Source organism: Dysgonomonas sp. 37-18 (genome assembly GCF_001899125.1).
Lineage (GTDB): Bacteria > Bacteroidota > Bacteroidia > Bacteroidales > Dysgonomonadaceae > Dysgonomonas.
Window position 1 is genome coordinate 223,709 of the sequence record NZ_MKVC01000047.1, and the last position, 18,987, is coordinate 242,695.

The window sequence follows — 18,987 nt, forward strand, 5'->3', positions numbered from 1 at the left end:
GTAGTTATGATTTCTATTTGTATTATTAATTGATTTTCTTTAGAAGAGGGTTTGAGCAAAACGCAATTTTATATATTTCTTAATATGCTATTTATTTTCATATTTCCATAATTCTAATCCATCCCATACTTTTTTCGCCTCACTGTTTCCGTTTTCATAAGCTTTTTTAACCCAAAATGCGGCCAATTGATTATTTTTATTTGTGCCTTTTGCATAATAATACATAAGTCCTAATTCGTATTGAGCATTTTTATTGTCACCTGCACATTTTTTTAACCAGTTAAAAGCTTCTACGAGTTGATTATTCTGTTTATATATCAATGCTAGTTCATATTGAGCATTAATATGTCCCGCATTCGCACTTCTTAGAAATAGATCTTTTGCTTTTATTGGGTTCTTCAAAACACCATTTCCATTTTTATACATCGTGGCTAAATAATATTGAGAACTTGAATCTCCAAGCTTACTTCCTGCTTCGAACCATTGCCGTGCTTTTTCGGCATTTATATCGGTTCCTACTCCCCAAAGATATGATGTGCCGGCATTTGAATATGCAACAGGTAGTCCCTTTTCAGCGGCTTTCTTAAATAACTCTAAAGCTTTATCGTAATCCAAAGGAACTCCGTCTCCATTGTAATACATCATACCTAGTTTATTCAATGCATATTTGTCGCCAAGTTCGACTTCCCGTCGAACTTCGCCAATTCGACCTGAATTAAATCTTATTCCTTGAATTCCACGGAATGTCCAACCATTGGCTTCCCTCTCAATAATATCAAATGTTGAGTCTTCTTTAAATAATGATGCATCAAAAATTAGAGCAAGTGGTTTTTGATCTCCTCCTTCGATGATTATTCTTCGTTGAGATAATCCTTCTATTCTTTTACAGGCAACAGATATCCCATCTTGCATTAGCTCAACTTTTCTATAATCCATCCATATTCCAGTTGAGGTTGAAGAGTTATTTGAGAAAATAATATTTATAATTATTTCTTTATTTTTATCATTTAGCTCAATTGAATTAATTGTAGTCCGACTATCAGTTCGTGATGATATTGATGGACTGTAAATAATATTTTGAGCATTCAGTGTTGTTATAACCCCGATAAAAAAAAGAATTATAACAAGAATTATCTTTTTCATTGTTTATATTTCCAAAGTTCTAATCCATTCCATACCTTTTTTGCATCCTCGTTTCCGGCATTATATGCCTTCTCGATCCATTGGGCTGCTGTTCCATTATTTTTGGCAACACCTTTTCCATAAAAGTACATGAGACCCAATTCGTATTGAGCTGCAGCATAATCATTCTCAGCACTTCTCTCAAACCATTTGAGTGCAGATTGTAAGTCTTTACTCGCCTTATATAGTAAGCCTAATTCATATTGTGCTGCATTATATCCACTCTGCGCACTCTGCTCTAAATATTCTTTGGCTTTAGCCGGATTTTTAAGGACACCTTTACCGTCGTTATACATTTTACCTATAGAATACATAGAATATATATTACTATTTAATGTTATTGCTTTTTGATAATAATTTACAGCCTTTTCCAAGTTGTAGAAACTATTTTCTCGTGAGTAAATATTACCCAGCGCATTCAATGAGCTACTTTTCAAATCATCATTATCGACAGTCGCGATTATGTCTTCATACAAATCAACGGCAGTTTCGTTGTCTTGAGAGGTTCCATAGCCATATTCATACATATGAGCTAAACTGCTTTTCCCGTTTAAATGACCATTGTTCGCCGATTTCTGAAACCATAGAAATGCAGTTTCATAACTTTGTTCTACACCTCGTCCAAAGTAATATAATTCGCCTAGTGAATTTTGAGCGTATGGAGTTATATAATCTTCTTGTGCTATTGCCTTTCCATACCATTGTGCGGCAGATGCATAATCTCCGTTTTTTTTGCTTTTTTGTGCAAGCCAAAATTGACCATAGGAATTTCCGCTATAGGCAGATGCCTCATACCATTTTGCGGATTCCTCCAAATTCTTTTCCAAGGAAGCTCCTATTTCATATAAACCTCCGAGGTAAGCCTGAGCTGAACCCGATCCGTTTTTAGCAGCATCTATTAAATAAGAGGTAGCTAACTCTAGAGTAGTAATAGTCCTTGATTCGCTTGTAAAATAAGCGAATGCTACTTTTTCTTTGGCTTCTACATTCCCATTTTGAGCACTTCTCAAATAATATTGATTAGCCTGGTCTATATTTTGTGCAACTTCTTTTCCTATTTCATATTTCTGTCCTAGTTCAAATGCGGCGTCTGCGTCACCTTTCTCAGCCTTTTTTTCTAGTTGATTAATTTCGGCGCGTATTTGTTTTTCTGTTTTTATCCTTACATCATAAAAATTCCATTTAGGAAGCTTGTATACACCTTCTATCGGTTTTCCTTCTACTAAGTCGAAAGCAATTATATCAAAAGGCATTTTTTCGAAAATAACCGAAAACCATTCCGGTTTATCGGGTTTTACATTATTGCCATAATTTTTCATACCTCCGGTTTGCAATGCTTTATATATATTCCCATCATCAGCTTTTATCTGCAGATACAGATGTGGCTGTCGAGGAATATTAACTCCATACGGATTGTCTGGCCTGTATACGAAATCAATTCTTGTATATTCGGTATCAATTGTAATTTTGATGATCTGGAGAGCTTGGTCACAACCTTGTGTTCTCTTTGCTTCAGGCTGAGTCACCTCTATACTTTTTATGTCTTTTATAGACCTTCTCTGTCCATATATACTTGCAGATAGAGTAAACATTGTAAGTATTGTGATTATTAAGATTCTCATTATTTTTTATTTATCAAATGATACTATAATTGCTATTCTTGATTCATTGCCAGTAATCGAAACATCCATGTCTGATGATTCTAGGCTTATCTCGACTTGTTCTCTACCTTTATTTTCTTCTGTTTGGATTGTCATACCACATGTATTCTTTATGGCTTTGGCAATTTCTTTGGCTATACTCTTTCCTTTATTTTTTGCCCGCGAATATTGGTCTATAGTTAAAGTATAACCTATTGATTCTATATCAGCATCGTTAGCCTCTATTGTCTCATATTTTCCTTCATAATAATTGTAAGAGGATTTTGATAATTCTGTTGAAAATCCAAAAACGATATTTTTTATAGAAACTCCATTACCCAAATCTATTGGATCATCGAATTTCCGTGAAGTTGCAGAATTATAGGATAAATTATTGTATTGGTTTTTAATACTGGCAAAAACTGTATTATTTCCTATTCCTCTGAATGTACCTTTATTAGAATTGATTACAAAATTTTTGCAAATAGATTCTATATCACAATAGTCGGTTTCGACAGATAATAGTTTTGTGTAGTCGTATCCCACAGCCCACATCATGTAATCGATGGCAATATCGGTATATTGAGGATTAATAACAATCTTTCCTTCTTTATCTATAAATCCGTATTTTCCACTCATTAAAAAAGGGGCTATGTTGCCTATAAATGAACATATACTTCCATATTGAGGATTAAGGATATATGTGCCTTTTTTGTCAATTAATCCGAATTTAGACCCATCAATAGATGCTGGAGCGACATTAGATCCATTGAAAGGCCCCAAGCCTTTGAGTTGAGGATTAATCACAGTTTTCCCTTGAGAGTCCAGCCAACCGTATACTCCGGAATCTTCTACAATGAACAGATCTCCGTCGGGTACAATCCGGTCATACTGAGGTGAAATAACATATTTTCCACTTTTGTCTATTACTCCGTATTTTCTATCATAGTCTCCTATTGCAACTACAGCTAATCCATCGCCATTAAACATATAGGTAACTGAAAATTGAGGTTGGATAACAAACTCGCCTTTTTTGTCGATATACCCATATCCTACTTTTTCATCAATTGTTGCCGAAGCCAACCCTTCGCTAAACTGGTCGCAAGCAACGAATATTGGCGAAATAACCATTTCTCCTTTATTATTTAGATAGCCCCAAGTCTCAATGTCATCTTCTTTAAAACAAACAGGAGCAAGTCCCTCTGAAAAGACTTTTGTTTTTTTACTATTTTTCAAGGAAAACAGAGTTTCACCTTTCTTATTGATAGCTGAAGGGTATCCATTTTCTTCCACGACCCAAGCAATTCCATCATTAAAAATTGTTGCGTATTTGTATTTTTTATTATTAATGAGTTCACCGTTTATATTAAGAAAGGTGAGTGGAGAGGATAGTGTTTGCGACATCTCATCTGCGATTTCGATAAGTGAAATGCCGTCGTAGAAAAATGAGGCTTTATGTATTTTCTGTACAGGTTTTATAACTGTTTCTCCTTTCTGATTTATAAAGATCCATCCATCCTGATTTGTTTTCACTGGGATAAGATTATTATCGGCCTTCTTTTCCTGTCGGCAAGAGCAAAACAGACTTGTCGCCAATATGATAATCAATAAATTAATATGTTTCATCTTTTTTAATTATTGGTTCTCAGAAATACGTTATTTCTCGTATCTCACTGAAAGTTGTCGTATTATAGCTTTTTTTGTCCTCTTCGTCCACTCCTGAAATTTTGCAATCAACCTTTCGTTCCATCCAATTGCCATTCATATCTGTTTTCAGATATTCGAAGGTAGAAACTTTGGAGGATGAGCCCCCTCCTCCTTCATATCCGGCATTCTCAACCTCTTTGTAGGGAAATAGGTCTGATTCGCTTCTGTATTTATATTCAATAGTTACAGCGTCAAAACCAACATTTGGATGATATTTGCTAAGCCGCCCTTGTTTGTCAAAGGTGAAACTGTCACGAAAATATTCACCTCCCTGTTCTATTTCGTTTCTTGTATTCTTTCCATATTCGATTTTATATTCATATGCCCCACCATTGGAATATTCATTCAAACTTGAATAAATATTGGTCACTGTATTTATATGCTTGCTTCCATCTTCGAAGACCCACACGGTAGTTTTCTTAGTCAAATTTCCATCCACATTGAATTCTAAGTAAGTACCGTCTGCATATTTCACGGACCTCACACGGCCGAGCAAATTGTAGCACTTCCATCCCGACATGGGAGGCGTATCTTCAGTTTTAGCTATACCTCCATTTTTTAGAAACAGTTCGTTACTTTGGAGTTTATCATAAAGAAATGTAAACAAAGTACTTCCTCGTTTCAAATTTTCACTGGGTGCTACAGATGAAGTACCATCAACATCGGGTGGATAGTATTCAAAGGATAGCGTGTATTCATTATTCGTATCTTTAAGATCGTAAAGGATAAAGTCTGTGTCATTATTCCCCATACTTCCTCCCCCAAAGTCATATTCCATGTATAGATATTCTTTGTTTTCAAGACTTACAACCTCGGCAGATACGACAGGAGGGTAAGACATGCCCCGCATCAATCCTTTAGAAAGCAAGGGAGACCATTCATTATTATTGACCTTAAGTATATAAACATACACTGAGTCTCCATCACCCTGTCGAGGTCTTTCAAACATTTTCGTGAATAAAAAGTGTACACTATCCAGTTGAATACAGGTATCTGCGTCCATTTGGTAAAATTCGGCAAATGCTTTTTTCCCTCTTTCGATATCTTCGCTTGATGTTGTTTTTTTTGAACAGCCCACTACTAATAGGAGAATTATGAATAAGAGGGCACATTGAGTGAATGTTTTCATGGAATTTACTTTATGGATTTTTACTGATTACTTGTGTCTTTGCTATCATGTCTCCCAGTCTCTTACCTTCTTTGTTCGCTATAACTGCTATAAGTTCAACAAACCATCCCATAAAAGGGATAAGCGCTATTATACTCAGTAGTAATAAAATAAGATTTCTCAAGCAAGATTTTGACTTTGTACAAGGGATATTATTCTTCAGACAAATTACCTGTAATCCTACTATTCTTTTACCAAGACTCTGACCTTGCCCTAAACCATCTTTAATCAGAAAATAAAGGAGTGGGGGCAGTAACACAAATATTATAAACACAATGTACCAGTTGGTTTCAATGTTATCTTTAATATTGCCCTGATTGAAATACAACTCAAGAGCACTGTAATTATTCGTATAATAATAAGGTATAGAAGATATAAGCAATCTTAATGTAATTAGATACGAGAGAATAAAGTAGCCTGTAATTATTAGGATATCTATGAATATCGCTAAGAATCTTTTTCCTAAAGGAGCTTTGATATAATACTCATTATAAATTTCAATAAGAGGTTTTCTGCTTTGCTGTTCTTCAATTTCTTGATATTCTGACATGGCTTTTGATGTTTAGTTAATTTATTTCCGAAATTATATTTTACGCCTCAAAACTGCTGTCTACAAATGTTGATTTGTCTATAAAGAGGGTATTATGATACATCAATTTTTGCTTATTTACTGGAGGACGAATAATAATAGGGGGAATAATAGAAATTTCATTCTGTCTCCCGATTGAAGTATCAGCTGGACTTGTTGTAAAACTCAAAAAAGTGATAGCAAGAATGCAAATTGAAAATAATTTCTTTTTCATATGAATTGATTTTTTAATTAAACTCATATGAATTGGTAATAACCTTGAATATTTGTGACAGCTTTATCTCATTTTTTTTAAATTTGTTCTATAAATAATCTTTGCCTTGCATAACAGATTCTAATTCTATGATTTTATGTCCGCAAAATCCATCTCTTTCGTTGTTTCTATATTCTTTTTATTATTCATCACGCCGATTGAACTAAAAGCTGATGAATACTCTTCAATTACTGATAGATTAGAAAATTCTAAAATTTCATTCGATAAGAAGTATAATTTGTTAGAAGAGATATCCGGATTAGAATTATTGAAACAGCAGAAAGTATTATCCATATTATTAAGGGATGCGAAAAGACAAAAAAAGGATTATACTCTCTGTGAATTATATTCCCGAATCGCTCATAATGATATATTTCTTGGAGATATTAGTCACGCTAAACTAGTTTTGGATTCTGCAACTATATTTTTACAAAAGGCAAACGATAATAATACAATCGCTTTATACCATTATGTATCGGGTGACTATTATAATATGATGTTAGACGAAACAAATGCTCATAAGCATTATTATGAAGCGATTCGCTATTATGAGCAATCGAAGAAAGGCTACTTAAGGGCGATATATATATTACATAATATATCTTTTAGTTATATTCAAAAAAAAGACCTTTCTAATCTGGAAATTGCCCGAAATAGAATGGCTAATATTGTAAGCAAAGCAGACAAAAATTTATCAATAGATGTCGCTTATACACGAGTTCAGGCTTTCTATTATTCTATTCTCTACCAGAATAAGCTAAAAGAATGTTATCTGGATTCGGCTATTATCCTAGATAAGAAAGTAATTGATTTATTTAAATCAGATTTAAAAGAGGAACTTAGACCGGAAGAAATAGCATATAACTATCTTAACCTTGTTGTAAATTCGTTGAAAAAAGAAGAGGTCGACTATAGCCAGTTAGGATCTTTGGTTGATAGTGCTATTAGTTTAGCTTCCCCAACAGATACCGTAATGCAAGTAAACTGCTTATGGGTTAAGGGGCAGATATACAAGGGGCAAAATAGAATAAAAGATGCAGTGGATATTATGAAAGGTCAACTCCAATTAATGAATAATTGGTCTGTCTCCAAAAATCTAGTTATGTATGCAGATTTATATAATAATCTGGCTGAAGTCTGTATGGATTTAAATGAGTATAAAGAAGCCTTTCTATATCAGCAAGAGGAGCTTAAGTACAGAAAACAGATATTGGATAACGAAAAGTATCAAATAATATCTGATATACAGGTCAAATATGAGACAGAAAAAAAAGAAAACCAGATAAAACACCAAGAACAGATAATCTTTTTTTTATCAATTCTTTGTCTGCTAATAGCTATAGGTGCTTTCTTAGCAATTAAATGGAAACGCGTCATTAAGTTGGTAAATTTGAAGCAAAAAACAATTGTGAAGCTACAAAAATCTGAGGCTAAACTACAAATGCAGAATGAAGAAGCGAGAGAGAACATACAAGAGGATCAGAATATTCTCGTAAGGAAAGTTTCTTCTTTAGTTAGAGAAAAATTATTGATTTACCCCGACGATCAGAAAAAATATTTAGACAAACTTGAAACGATAGATAGGGATTCTATCTTTATTCTAAAAAATAGAAACTTTAATGACCTTCGGATACAATACTGCATCTGTTTCGGAATAGGAATGAAAAAAGAACATATATCATTATGTTACAATATTGTAGATCAGACTATACGTAAACATAGATCAACAATTAAAGCAGATTTGGAACTTGAAAAAGATGATGATCTGAATATGTACTTGATTGACTTGTTTAATGGCAACATCTACTGATCGATAGATAAAGTATCTAGTTCGAACACGACATCTGTACTATCCGAAGTTAAAGTATCTCCCTTACTATAAGACGGGCTTTCTGTATTATATATCGGATGTTCAGTATCTTCCGGATTCTTTCCTTTATTCGGAGATATTATTTGGAATAATAAGACTATTGCAGCAACAGCAGAAGCTGCTAAAACCAGATATCGCTTCATAGAGTATTTCTTTTTGATACCTATAGGCTCTTCTTTAGATGACATATCTGTATCTTCATTATCATCTAAAGACTCTGCAATACCTCTTAGGTGATGCAGCCTTTGTTTACAATGATCGCATGCAAGAATATGTTCCTGCATATCAGCCTCTTCATTCCGCGATAATAGATTGGAATAATAGTTCCAAATATCATTATCTGTATATTTACAATTACCGTTTTCCATCTCCTAGTTTTTTACTTATCAAATCTTTAAACCGATCCACCAATGTTTTCTTTACTCGAGAAACGCCTTGTCGAAGATTATCTTCGCATTGTTTCTGTTCTTTCGCAGATAAGTTACTACCATATATATTTTCGGCAAGTTCTTTATAAGATTTTCCATCGGTATGTTGTAGTAAAATATCTATTTTATCATCTATGCCCTTCGATATCGACTCATATATTCCATCAGGTTTATTGAACAAAACATTAACTAACCCCAATTTGATATCTTCCAAATTATTGATATCAATATCAAAAAATGAAAAATTATCTGAAGTCGGTTCTCCCCAATCTGCTGACAATATTTTATCAATATCATTCAAATCTTCAATGTGATTTGTCACAATATTCTTTTTCTTAATGAGATTAGCCAGATTATTCACACTGATTCTCCATATATAATTTCTCAAATGAATGCCGGTTTCGAAATTCGGGGTATTGTTCGAAAGAATCAGATTATATATCTTTTCATTCGATCTTATCCATGCTTCGCTCCTTAAATCATCTTTATTATTAAGTTTATATAGATATTTATATGCAACAACATCTGTAATTTTATAGATAACATATCTGAATACTTTCCATAAATCCCCATCATCTTTTTTAAGTAACTCAAGAAGTACCTCAATATTTATAGGATACCTGAGAGCATATACCGATGCTAGATCGGACTCAATAGATTCAGGAGTATTAAATGTTCGGGATTGATATTTATTCCAATCTATCAACTCGTATATGAAGGTTCGAGAAACAATAAATGCTATTGTATATGGACTAGGGTCTAAGTCCTTATCAATAGTTGCCGATGAATTTGACCGCAATCGCAACCGTTTCAATATATCTTTAGAAATGCGGATAATCCAATCCTTAAAAAGAGCTTCATCCGAAAAGAAAGAATCAATTTTCTGAGCAGTAACATATTCGGAATAGAGAACTTCTATAATTTTCTTTCGCAATTCGGAGAAAGATGATTTCTCTTTTATTTGTCGTAGATCTTTACGCTTACTTATATGTTTAATAATATCAGTTTTGGAAGATAGCAGAGATACTGATACAAGTTTGTATCTCTCATCCTCTTTCGTTATAATTTCTTTGACACAGTCTTCGAACAGCACTTCCCTTTGATTTTTTATTCCTATCACGAAGATAAGTTAATTTTGGTATATTTGCATATATTATGAGGTTACGTTTTCTTCTATTTTCAGTGTCCTTTTTTTGCTTAACTGGAGCCTATGGACAGATCGACATATTCGCATCAATGGATTCAACATTCAATGCCTATGTAGATAGACTTGATGATGAATTTATTGATTATACAAAAAAAATGGATGAAGACTTTTATAAGTATCTGGAACAAGAATGGACTGCATTTTCTGTATTGGAAGGGACAGAAAGGACAAAACAATCTTCAGATTTAAGAATTACCAATGCGTCATTCACTCCTGACAAAGACGACCTTAGTTATCCTGCCAAATCTCAGAATACACCTTACAATACCATTTCGTTGAACTTTTTCGAGAACAGATTCTCTGTAAGAATAGATCCATTAATAATAATTAAATTAAAATCGTTATCTGAAAGTGAAGTTGCTAAAGGATGGAAAGCCCTTAGCGAATCCGATTTTGTAAGGACAATCTTAGATATACAATCGATAAGAAAACAATTTAATCTGAATGACTGGGCTATCTATTACCTGATCAATGACCTTTCAAATAAATTATTTTCAGAAAATGAAGAAAATAATAAATCACTATTCAACAGTTTTATTTTAACTCATATAGGGTATGATATCAAACTTGGGCGAACTGGGCGGAATACAGATATCGATAAAGGCCGCTTGGTATTACTTATGCCTTTTACGTCAGAAATATTCAACCAAAATCGCATAGATATTCAAAATAAGATATACTACATAGAACCGTTATCAAAGCAAATAACTTTTAAAAAAGATGATAAAATATATTCTTATCAGAAAAATTTCAGTTTAGCGAATAGAGATCTAAATCTGCATATTAAAAGAAACCCCAGTTTAGTATCAACAATTATACAACGAAAAATAAATTCGCCTTATATAGAAATGAATTCACATATAAGGTGTACAAAGGCTTTGGTTGATTTTTATAATACATACCCCAATACCGAACTCTCGGTGTATCTAAATACACCGCTAAGTCTTGAACTAAAAAAATCATTGGATATAGCACTTCAGCCCCTTAAAGTATCACCACAGAATAACACAGAAAAAGTTGATAAATTACTGAAATGGTTTTACCACTCTTTCTCATATAAGGAAGACGCAATCGAGAAGACATTGTTTGCAGAACAAACTCCTTTAGAAAGATATACTGATTGTGAAGACAGGGCAATTTTCTTTGCCCGAATCGCTAAAGAAATTCTCAATTTGGATGTTGTATTGTTTGAGTTTGATAAACATGTTGCGACGGGCATCTACCTCGATAATAAACAGACCGGTTATAATAAAATATTCAAGGGTAAAAAGTATATGATCTGCGACCCGTCTAGCAAAGAATGCAAAGCTGGTTATGTGATGGAGCAACTTGACAAAAATAAAGTCTCCGTAATACCTTTTATTCAATAACTATGCATGTTATCAATCAAAGTTGATGAAAAGAGCGAAGTGCCTTTTCTATTGTTTCGACTTTAACCTCCAGACAAATATAAGTTTTATAAGTTCCCGTCTCTATTTTTATCGTTTCTTCACAGACAATTTTCATATTCGATAGAGATTGTTCTACAGCTATTCGTGTAGCCTCTCTTCGTTTTATTTTCAGCTCTTCTGTCTGGTTTAAGTTGTCAGACTCCTGAAATTTATTGCCAATGGATAAAACTTTCGACTGCACAAGCGCAGCCAAACCGATGCGGGCATCACTCAACGCCTTGGTCTTCGAGTACATTTCGTCGATGCTCTCTCCAACAGCGCTATAAGATATTATATTACTTTCTTTCTCTGTATAACATCGACAAGGATTATTAACCGCTGTATCTTTTGAGGAAGATACAGACTTCGTCTTACAGGAACTAATCGAAATTATTAATAGAATAAAAAAATAATATCTCAATCTTTTCATATCAGGGCTTATTTCTCGCTATTATATATTTGTTCTATTTGATTCGGTGTTATAGCTATATTGTGAAAGCGAATGTTATCGATAATGAAGCTTGAGGCTGTTCTATAATTCGGGAAACCTCCATCTCCTCCAAAATGAATAGGATTTTTTGTAGTTAACTGATAGGTCGGATACGCGACTTTCTTCTCAGACCAAAGACCAGAATCTATATACAAGCTCTGAATGCCTTGTTTAGTCGTATATGTCACCATATGCCACAAGCCATTTTGCAAATCATTTACTCCACTTCCAAAAAGAATTGTTTCTGCTGTACCATTGCCTTTTATTCCAATATTGAAAGCATTATCTTTAACATAAAAATATGGAAGTGATGAAGATTCTTGCGAATCAATCAGAGAAAATATCATTCCTGTTGATATTCCTTTTATCCAGAAAGAAACCGTATATTCATTCAATGTAGTATAACCATCTGTTTTGGCTAATGGATTTGACGGTATTACTAGATATTGCTTTTTTGCCCCCGACAGATTTAGAGCTTTTCCTTTACTATTCGGTGTATCAGTTGTAAACTCCGGATTGTTAACCGTATGAGCATGATTATTGTAATCTGATAGATCCAGTAAATCATTATCAAAATTATAGTAAGTAACTAATCCATCACTGACAATTATATCGCTTGTTTGATTATTAGTTTTATTTACTGTTACCAGAATTTCTTCAGTTCCGGCATCAGAGATTATCAACAATCGGCTTTCAGAGACTCCTTGATTGGTCAATTTACTTCGATCTATTTTAATTGTAATGGATGAACTTGAATTGGCGTTGATAGAACCCTCCGATGGATTGATCTCTGAAATCCATTCACTATCTGTCGAAATAGACCAATTAAGGGTATTTACACCCTTATTCTGTATAGTTAAGACTTTCTGTGTCAAATCAACTCCGAATCCGACTTCTTTATTGTCTACATAAAGATTCCCTTTTCCGGTTTGTAAAGCTATATCGGCTTTAGTTGTTACACCCGGATTAATGGTCGTATATTTTGTATTGGTCTGATATTTTATTTTAGTAACAGATAGAGTATACTGACCTGCTTCGAGCGTATTAAATTCATACCTCCCATCGCTTCCTGTTACAACAGTTTTTCCTCCGGGCGACAGGGTCACTTCTGCTCCTTGTATTGGCTCATTGGTTTCCATATCGGAAACTGTTCCATAAATATTCCCATAGATATCGGGATCTGTCTTGACACATGATATCATCGTTAATATTATAATTAAGGATATTCGGAGCTTATTAAAAATCATAGTATTTCAACTGTATATTTAGAATGCAAGAGAAAGAGATATTCCATTATGCTCAGTGCTGAATGTAGGAGTAAAAGCTATTCGTTTATTAGTCATAGTTCTTTTTTTTCCGTTACTTGCGACAGCATCAACCACATTATATATATAAAGAGCAATAGCACCTCCAATACAGACATTCCGTACTGTTTCGTAATTATCAGCTTTGTCCGTATAATTTTTTATCTTATTTACGTCAAACGTTTCTTTTGCCTTGCGTCGATAACTGGATCTCGTATTTTCTGTTAAGATTATGCCTGTAATCAGTGCGACTTCTCCACCTAATATACTTACTCCTTTTGTAGCAGAACCTTTGTATATTTGTCCATAACCCGGAACCAAAGCCGAACGCCACAAAGCACTCATACCATATTTATAAGAAAAACTTACATGATCGAATAAAGGCTTTTCCAGGTTCTTGCTTACCATATATAAAGTATAGCAATGATATATTGTTTTAGCATCACTAGTTTTCTCGGCTTCCCAGTACTCATCAACCTTTCGAAAATGGACAAAAAGCTCTTCGGAGTCTATTTTGTATTTATAAGAATATTCTTTATTAATAATCTCATTTACATTATCTTCTGTTTGAATAGAAGAAGACGTTGTAATTATCTCACCACTTATTTTAATATTATTAGTTTGATCTATATAGTTTATAAGCTCCTTAAATGCCCCATTACGAGCCGAATCGAGATTATAAGCCTTAGCCGATGATATCTGATAATAGAAGGTATTATTTGAAGGAACAGGCAATTTATCAGATAACCAATCCGGACGTTTTCCATCAGATGGAAAACCTTGGTTCGCCGAATATAGACAAAGTGTTAGACTCCACAAGAAGGTTAATAAAAACAAATAAAAGAATAGTTTCATCTTAGATATTAATGAGAGTACAAATATAGTTAAACTGAATAGAAAATCTAATATTTAAGGTAGTATCTCAATCTTATCAAGATAATATACTTATATACTTCCAAGAAGCACCTTTAGTCTTTTAGACAAGCCCTATATCTCCTGCAATTATACTATACCATTTTGAAAGTTCAGCCTAGTTTCTGTCTTGGCCTTTTTCTCATTGGTTGTTGACTTTGACTCTCTTTTTGCTGTTTATTTTCCTTATTCTCTTTCGATACCCTCGGATCACCCCATGACACTTTGTATTCAGTATCCTCTCTATTTTCTTTCCAGAGGTACGGATATTGAAAATCAATACCACCGCACCACTTAACTTTGGCCTTAGTTCTAAAGCCATTTTCTATGAGTATTTTATCCCTGATGCGCATCTCATACCTGCCATATTTAACAAGCTCATCTGGATTTTCCTTGGACGAAAAAGCTTTGTCCTTTTCATCATTAAGGAATACATAGGAAGAAAAGTTTCCACTGCCATCCTTCTTTTTAAGACCTTCCAGATATATAAAGCCACCCTCTTCCAGAATTAGCCACTGCTCTGGTGTTAATTTAACCCCACCTATAATGTGTACCTCCGGTTTGTTTTCAGTTTGAGATTGTACTTTTGGGGGCTGTTTTTCCTGTATCTGCGGCTCCCTTATTGCCTCTTCCTTTTCTTTCAAAGCATAGCTTTGCTCTCCTTTCGCCTGTTCTTGTAGTAATTTAATATTCTCCTCAAATACCTTTTTTAGCTTTCCGAAGCTGAATTTTCGATCGATTTGTGATCCTTTGAAAGCAATATTGTTATACCGGAACGATACACCTTCAATCTGATTGGTACCCCGTTTGAATTTATATTCAAGCTCAATACCATATCTTTTTAGAGAAAATCGTAGATCGGCAGGAGTTTTACAAGTCGGTAAAACAGCTTTTATCGCATCATAGATATAATACTTCACCTTATCCGGATCATTGAGTTTCTCTCTTTTCACCTGATCCTTTCCCTTGCCATAAGTCAGATTGTATTTATCCTTTAGCTTCTTACAGGTCTTGATATTCCGCTTATAATCGTTATTGACAGATATCAGTTTTAAGTCATTGTTAATACGGTTATACACAATATGCAAATGCTCATTCTCGGTATTATGATGCCTTACAATAATATATTGCGTATTCTTAATACCCATTTCCAACATATACTCCTTAGCCAGTTGTACCATAAAATCATTTGTCATCCGCTCTTTGTCTTCAGGAGCAAACGATATAGGGATATGCCCAACAGGTTGTTTTATCTCTTTTCTACCTGATCGCTGCATCGCAAAACTTCGGATCATATCTTTGGCATTATCAGCCCATACTCCCTCCGCTTCGAGTAGTTCAGCCGTCTCATTCATTACATATTGGACACATCCCTTAAATGACTTTCCTTTTATATTCTTAGCGATCATCCAGCAGCTTTTTGATTCTAGTCGTTATACTTATTACCTCCATCGCCGTATTGGCAAGACCTGATTTATTTGCTTGTCTGGCTATCTGGTTCAGGTTATTAGCCATGCCCGAGAGTTTACGCATCAAATCCAAATCTTCCAGAGAAAAGCGAAGTTTAACACTTCCCTTTAGTACCATTTCTCGAGCATACTGTGTAGCTTTCATACCCAGTTTCTCAGCTTTCTGTTTCACGGACGTAAAATCCTTTTCTGTCAATTTGAGATTGATAGAACAATTCAACTTCTCTTTTTCCTTTTTTGGTCTCCCACGAAGAACCTTTGCTTTCAATTTATTTTCACTTTCCATAGCTTTTCTATTTCATGTTATGGAAAACTATCATATCCTTTTAGCATCTGAGCAAAGCGTAACGGAAACGACCACCGGGAGATACAGTGGAGTCCCCTCCTGCAGCCCGGACTTTTTGCGACCATCGGGAGCAAAATCCGCAGGCTGCCCAGTGCGTGGTCACAGCCCCCTGCAAGGGCAAGGTATGCACGAAGGTTGTCCGAAAATGTGCGTAGCGATTTTCGGGTAACCCGTGCGATTACCTTGCTCCTTTGACGACGAGAAAAAAATAAAGAGGTGGTAGTCTCTTTATTTTTTGAATTGGCGGCAACCGTTAAACACCCTCCGGAACATAAAACCATACATCCCGGACATTTAATTGTTACATCATTTTTAAAAATGCGGCTTAGATAAGAGGCCGCTGATAGTGCTTTTTTACTTTTCATAAGTCTGTTATTTTAATAATACAGACCACGAATTAAATAATAATATTCATTGAAATACAATGCTTTATACGTATTGGATTTATCTGCGGGGACTCGCTGTAAATTACTGTTTCAGACATAAAAATATCGGTGCGAACTGCTTCGATCTGCTATACCGGAAAATCAGGTAAGTTTTCCCTGTCAGTAAATATTGTTTTTTTACAACACATTCGCCGAAACCTGGCATAACCCATCTCTTTTCTGGAGCAAAACAAAGTCTTTCTATGCAATAGAAACGAGTATTATGTGCTGATAAATAAGTTGTTATATATTCGCATCTGAAAGTCAGATAAACTTACAATGTGCAGTTTTTACAGATTAAAAAACAGATTATTTTCAATTTGTATATAAAACACTAAAAATTGGAGGTTGGTAAACCTGCTGTTTTTCCGATAATCTTTCAGATTTGACAAATCGGTAATTATCAAACTTGAAAAGTTGGTCGTTTGGTAATTTGGAAACATGAAGACTTGAAAATTTTACAACATGAAAGGTTGATCGTTTTAGTATTTTATTGAAAATAAGATGATTTTAAAATCTGATAGTCATCCGTACAACTTTCAATCAAGAAGTAAAAACTGAAAATTTTCTAAATAATAATATGTCTAATTTTAAAACTGTCAATTCGTATGAAACAGAAACCTTTATTTATCGCTTTCTCCACCCAGAAGGGCGGAGTCGGCAAGAGTACCTTCACCGTACTGGCAGCAAGCTACCTTCATTACCAAAAGGGGCTGAATGTTGCCGTGATAGACTGCGACTATCCGCAGTGCAGTGTCTATGAGATGCGTAAACGGGAGATTCGTCAATTGGAGACCAACCTGCATTACCAATCCAAAGCTATTGAGCTGTTCGAATCATTGGGTAAACAAACTTATCCGATTGTCTGTGCCAAGCCCGAAGAGGCTATAACCAGAGCACAAGCATTTTTATCAGAAGAGGTTGCCGCTTATGATGTGGTCTTTTTCGACCTGCCCGGCACCATCAACAACGAGGGTGTGATTACTACTTTTATGGGCATGGATTATGTCTTTGTACCGATGTCTCCTTCCCGGCTCTCGATGGAAAGCACCCTCTCGTTTATTATTCCCGCCAGCGAGTTGATACGGGAACATACGGATATAAACCTCAAATCCATCCACTTATTCTGGAACCGTATCGACGGGCGTATCAAAAAAGAATGGCTCACCCATTACCAAGGCGTTATCCGGGAATTCGGTTTATCCCTGATGCATACAGCCATTCCCCAATCCGTTCGCTACGACAAGGAGCAATCTCTGGAGGGCAGCGATGCCGTCTTTCTCTCCACCATCTTTCCTGCTGATAAGAACCTGATCAAAGGCAGTAACCTGGATCTGCTGGTCGATGAAATACTGGAAATTATTCACTTAAAACCTCTGATCTAATGGCAGCAGATAAAACAACAAATAGATACGAAGACCTGCTCAAATCGGCACATAAAGGAATCGATCTGGATCAGCCTGTACACAAAACAGGGCAGGAAGAAAAAGTAGCAGAGCCTGTAGATACAATACCTGTCGATGTAGTAGCGGATGGTTCAGATCCTGTGAAGATGGAACCGGATGCAAAACCGGATAATCCACCTGCATCAACAACATCGATATCAACAGAACTGCCTTCATCTAAAATTCCCGGAAAGAAAAAACGTAAAACCCAGGATGACTATCAGTATGTGTTTTTTGTACGGGTGGATTTTACCCATCGTAAACCACTTTATATTACGGCTGCCACCCATCGCAGGCTGATGCGTATTGTCCACCTGATGGATGAATCCAAAGCCACGATCAGCAGCTATGTGGAAAATATCATCCTGAACCACCTCGAAACCTTCAGGGAGGATATCGATACTATTTACCGTACAAACAATCTTAATCCGACAGAATAATGGATACATTTATAAAAACACTTGTAGTGATAAATCTGTGGCTATGGACCGGATTGTTTCTGAGCAGTCCATCGCTTCGAAAGGCATTCGTGGATATGCATCGCAGTATGGCATCGGATCTATATGAAGCAGTGAAGAAACAACTGGTAAAGCTATCTGGGATAGCAGCCGGCTTTATATCCCAGAAATTAAGAAAAGCCTCACATTATATCGAAGAGAGCAGCTATGAGCTGCGTGTAAGCGTAGCCCGTTCCCTTGTCAGCAAGGATCTGCTGGAAGCATTGATGCATAAAAACCTTGTCTATGCCATCTCCCGCGCACGGATGATGGATCAGGGAGATTCCGGGGTGATATGGGATGATCTTGAAACAATGGCAAACCTGGCTACCGGAAAAGAGGTTGGAGATGAAGGCCGGAAAATTTCGGTAGAGACAGCTTTTAAACTATGCAATACAGATTTCTTCGAACAACTGATCACCCGTATTCCCCGCGCCCAGGAACGCATCCTGCTGGCACTGGACCGGATAGAAGACAGCAGCCCTTATGAGTCGGTCAGAAATGAAGCATACCGCAAGTTTATAAGACAATAAGCATATTCCGGTAAAGAATTAGGAATAGATAAGATCGGGATAGACAATAAGAATCAGCCCACAGATTAATTTTCGTGGGCTGATTTTCAATT

General features: G+C 35.3%; 18 protein-coding genes. 5 read left to right on the plus strand and 13 right to left on the minus strand.

Going from position 1 to position 18,987, the window contains the following annotated elements:
• Positions 1–87: 87 nt before the first annotated feature.
• Genes BGO84_RS18060 through BGO84_RS18085 form a run of 6 tightly spaced genes read right to left on the minus strand, consistent with a single transcriptional unit; the run spans position 88 to position 6,500 of the window.
• Complete coding sequence (locus BGO84_RS18060; protein ID WP_291031256.1) at positions 88–1,143, minus strand: tetratricopeptide repeat protein; 1,056 nt, start codon at positions 1,141–1,143, stop codon at positions 88–90.
• Positions 1,140–2,804 (minus strand): tetratricopeptide repeat protein, encoded by a 1,665-nt coding sequence (locus BGO84_RS18065; RefSeq protein WP_291031258.1) that lies wholly within the window; start codon positions 2,802–2,804, stop codon positions 1,140–1,142. The genes BGO84_RS18060 and BGO84_RS18065 overlap by 4 nt, the downstream gene beginning before the upstream one ends.
• 6 nt (positions 2,805–2,810) lie before the next feature.
• Positions 2,811–4,448 (minus strand): WG repeat-containing protein, encoded by a 1,638-nt coding sequence (locus BGO84_RS18070; RefSeq protein ID WP_291031260.1) that lies wholly within the window; start codon positions 4,446–4,448, stop codon positions 2,811–2,813.
• A gap of 19 nt (positions 4,449–4,467) precedes the next feature.
• Positions 4,468–5,658 (minus strand): hypothetical protein, encoded by a 1,191-nt coding sequence (locus BGO84_RS18075; protein ID WP_291031262.1) that lies wholly within the window; start codon positions 5,656–5,658, stop codon positions 4,468–4,470.
• Positions 5,659–5,668: 10 nt separating this feature from the next.
• Entirely contained in the window at positions 5,669–6,247 is a 579-nt protein-coding gene (locus BGO84_RS18080) for an RDD family protein (RefSeq protein WP_291031264.1), read from the minus strand.
• A gap of 40 nt (positions 6,248–6,287) precedes the next feature.
• Entirely contained in the window at positions 6,288–6,500 is a 213-nt protein-coding gene (locus tag BGO84_RS18085) for a hypothetical protein (RefSeq protein WP_291031267.1), read from the minus strand.
• Positions 6,501–6,636: 136 nt separating this feature from the next.
• On the opposite strand from BGO84_RS18085, the gene BGO84_RS18090 reads away from it, so the two are divergent.
• Positions 6,637–8,349 carry a hypothetical protein gene (locus BGO84_RS18090; RefSeq protein WP_291031269.1) on the plus strand — a complete coding sequence of 571 codons (1,713 nt, stop codon included), beginning with the start codon at positions 6,637–6,639 and terminating at the stop codon, positions 8,347–8,349.
• On the opposite strand, the gene BGO84_RS18095 is transcribed toward BGO84_RS18090, so the two are convergent.
• Both BGO84_RS18095 and BGO84_RS18100 read right to left on the minus strand, forming a co-directional pair.
• Positions 8,343–8,777, minus strand: a complete 435-nt coding sequence (locus BGO84_RS18095; protein ID WP_291031271.1) for a hypothetical protein — start codon at positions 8,775–8,777, stop codon at positions 8,343–8,345. The two genes, BGO84_RS18090 and BGO84_RS18095, sit on opposite strands and share 7 nt — an antisense overlap.
• The gene (locus BGO84_RS18100; RefSeq protein WP_291031273.1) at positions 8,764–9,957 is read right to left on the minus strand and encodes a hypothetical protein; all 1,194 of its coding nucleotides are present in this window, start codon (positions 9,955–9,957) and stop codon (positions 8,764–8,766) included. Before BGO84_RS18100 ends, BGO84_RS18095 begins: the two co-directional genes overlap by 14 nt.
• Before the next feature lie 116 nt (positions 9,958–10,073).
• Here BGO84_RS18100 and BGO84_RS18105 point away from each other — a divergent pair, with 116 nt between their 5' ends.
• Positions 10,074–11,414 carry a hypothetical protein gene (locus BGO84_RS18105; protein WP_291031275.1) on the plus strand — a complete coding sequence of 447 codons (1,341 nt, stop codon included), beginning with the start codon at positions 10,074–10,076 and terminating at the stop codon, positions 11,412–11,414.
• Positions 11,415–11,430: 16 nt separating this feature from the next.
• On the opposite strand, the gene BGO84_RS18110 is transcribed toward BGO84_RS18105, so the two are convergent.
• The 5 genes from BGO84_RS18110 to BGO84_RS18130 all read right to left on the minus strand — a co-directional run bounded on the left by BGO84_RS18110 (position 11,431) and on the right by BGO84_RS18130 (position 15,935).
• Positions 11,431–11,904: a hypothetical protein gene (locus tag BGO84_RS18110; RefSeq protein ID WP_291031277.1), complete on the minus strand. Its 474-nt coding sequence runs from the start codon at positions 11,902–11,904 to the stop codon at positions 11,431–11,433.
• Between the two features lie 8 nt (positions 11,905–11,912).
• Positions 11,913–13,166, minus strand: a complete 1,254-nt coding sequence (locus BGO84_RS18115) for a carboxypeptidase regulatory-like domain-containing protein (protein ID WP_291031279.1) — start codon at positions 13,164–13,166, stop codon at positions 11,913–11,915.
• Positions 13,167–13,229: 63 nt separating this feature from the next.
• Positions 13,230–14,123, minus strand: a complete 894-nt coding sequence (locus tag BGO84_RS18120) for a DUF5683 domain-containing protein (RefSeq protein ID WP_291031281.1) — start codon at positions 14,121–14,123, stop codon at positions 13,230–13,232.
• A gap of 170 nt (positions 14,124–14,293) precedes the next feature.
• Positions 14,294–15,589, minus strand: a complete 1,296-nt coding sequence (locus tag BGO84_RS18125; protein ID WP_291031283.1) for a relaxase/mobilization nuclease domain-containing protein — start codon at positions 15,587–15,589, stop codon at positions 14,294–14,296.
• Positions 15,579–15,935 (minus strand): MobC family plasmid mobilization relaxosome protein, encoded by a 357-nt coding sequence (locus BGO84_RS18130; protein ID WP_291031285.1) that lies wholly within the window; start codon positions 15,933–15,935, stop codon positions 15,579–15,581. Before BGO84_RS18130 ends, BGO84_RS18125 begins: the two co-directional genes overlap by 11 nt.
• Before the next feature lie 1,093 nt (positions 15,936–17,028).
• On the opposite strand from BGO84_RS18130, the gene BGO84_RS18135 reads away from it, so the two are divergent.
• From BGO84_RS18135 to BGO84_RS18145, 3 genes are read left to right on the plus strand one after another with little or no spacing between them, the layout of a single operon-like run.
• Positions 17,029–17,805, plus strand: coding sequence for a ParA family protein (locus BGO84_RS18135; protein ID WP_291031287.1), 777 nt, complete (start codon positions 17,029–17,031; stop codon positions 17,803–17,805).
• Positions 17,805–18,305, plus strand: a complete 501-nt coding sequence (locus tag BGO84_RS18140; protein ID WP_291031289.1) for a DUF3408 domain-containing protein — start codon at positions 17,805–17,807, stop codon at positions 18,303–18,305. Before BGO84_RS18135 ends, BGO84_RS18140 begins: the two co-directional genes overlap by 1 nt.
• Positions 18,305–18,895 carry a hypothetical protein gene (locus BGO84_RS18145; RefSeq protein WP_291031292.1) on the plus strand — a complete coding sequence of 197 codons (591 nt, stop codon included), beginning with the start codon at positions 18,305–18,307 and terminating at the stop codon, positions 18,893–18,895. Before BGO84_RS18140 ends, BGO84_RS18145 begins: the two co-directional genes overlap by 1 nt.
• The last annotated feature ends 92 nt before the right edge of the window (positions 18,896–18,987 follow it).

Excerpts from the sequence above, each read along its gene's own strand:
- BGO84_RS18090 (WP_291031269.1), top strand. The coding sequence starts at position 6,637 with ATGTCCGCAAAATCCATCTCTTTCGTTGTTTCTATATTCTTTTTATTA.
- BGO84_RS18075 (WP_291031262.1), bottom strand. The coding sequence starts at position 5,658 with ATGAAAACATTCACTCAATGTGCCCTCTTATTCATAATTCTCCTATTA.
- BGO84_RS18105 (WP_291031275.1), top strand. The coding sequence starts at position 10,074 with ATGGATTCAACATTCAATGCCTATGTAGATAGACTTGATGATGAATTT.
- BGO84_RS18095 (WP_291031271.1), bottom strand. The coding sequence starts at position 8,777 with ATGGAAAACGGTAATTGTAAATATACAGATAATGATATTTGGAACTAT.
- BGO84_RS18085 (WP_291031267.1), bottom strand. The coding sequence starts at position 6,500 with ATGAAAAAGAAATTATTTTCAATTTGCATTCTTGCTATCACTTTTTTG.
- BGO84_RS18070 (WP_291031260.1), bottom strand. The coding sequence starts at position 4,448 with ATGAAACATATTAATTTATTGATTATCATATTGGCGACAAGTCTGTTT.
- BGO84_RS18065 (WP_291031258.1), bottom strand. The coding sequence starts at position 2,804 with ATGAGAATCTTAATAATCACAATACTTACAATGTTTACTCTATCTGCA.
- BGO84_RS18145 (WP_291031292.1), top strand. The coding sequence starts at position 18,305 with ATGGATACATTTATAAAAACACTTGTAGTGATAAATCTGTGGCTATGG.
- BGO84_RS18125 (WP_291031283.1), bottom strand. The coding sequence starts at position 15,589 with ATGATCGCTAAGAATATAAAAGGAAAGTCATTTAAGGGATGTGTCCAA.
- BGO84_RS18135 (WP_291031287.1), top strand. The coding sequence starts at position 17,029 with ATGAAACAGAAACCTTTATTTATCGCTTTCTCCACCCAGAAGGGCGGA.
- BGO84_RS18130 (WP_291031285.1), bottom strand. The coding sequence starts at position 15,935 with ATGGAAAGTGAAAATAAATTGAAAGCAAAGGTTCTTCGTGGGAGACCA.
- BGO84_RS18115 (WP_291031279.1), bottom strand. The coding sequence starts at position 13,166 with ATGATATCATGTGTCAAGACAGATCCCGATATCTATGGGAATATTTAT.
- BGO84_RS18110 (WP_291031277.1), bottom strand. The coding sequence starts at position 11,904 with ATGAAAAGATTGAGATATTATTTTTTTATTCTATTAATAATTTCGATT.
- BGO84_RS18120 (WP_291031281.1), bottom strand. The coding sequence starts at position 14,123 with ATGAAACTATTCTTTTATTTGTTTTTATTAACCTTCTTGTGGAGTCTA.
- BGO84_RS18080 (WP_291031264.1), bottom strand. The coding sequence starts at position 6,247 with ATGTCAGAATATCAAGAAATTGAAGAACAGCAAAGCAGAAAACCTCTT.
- BGO84_RS18060 (WP_291031256.1), bottom strand. The coding sequence starts at position 1,143 with ATGAAAAAGATAATTCTTGTTATAATTCTTTTTTTTATCGGGGTTATA.
- BGO84_RS18140 (WP_291031289.1), top strand. The coding sequence starts at position 17,805 with ATGGCAGCAGATAAAACAACAAATAGATACGAAGACCTGCTCAAATCG.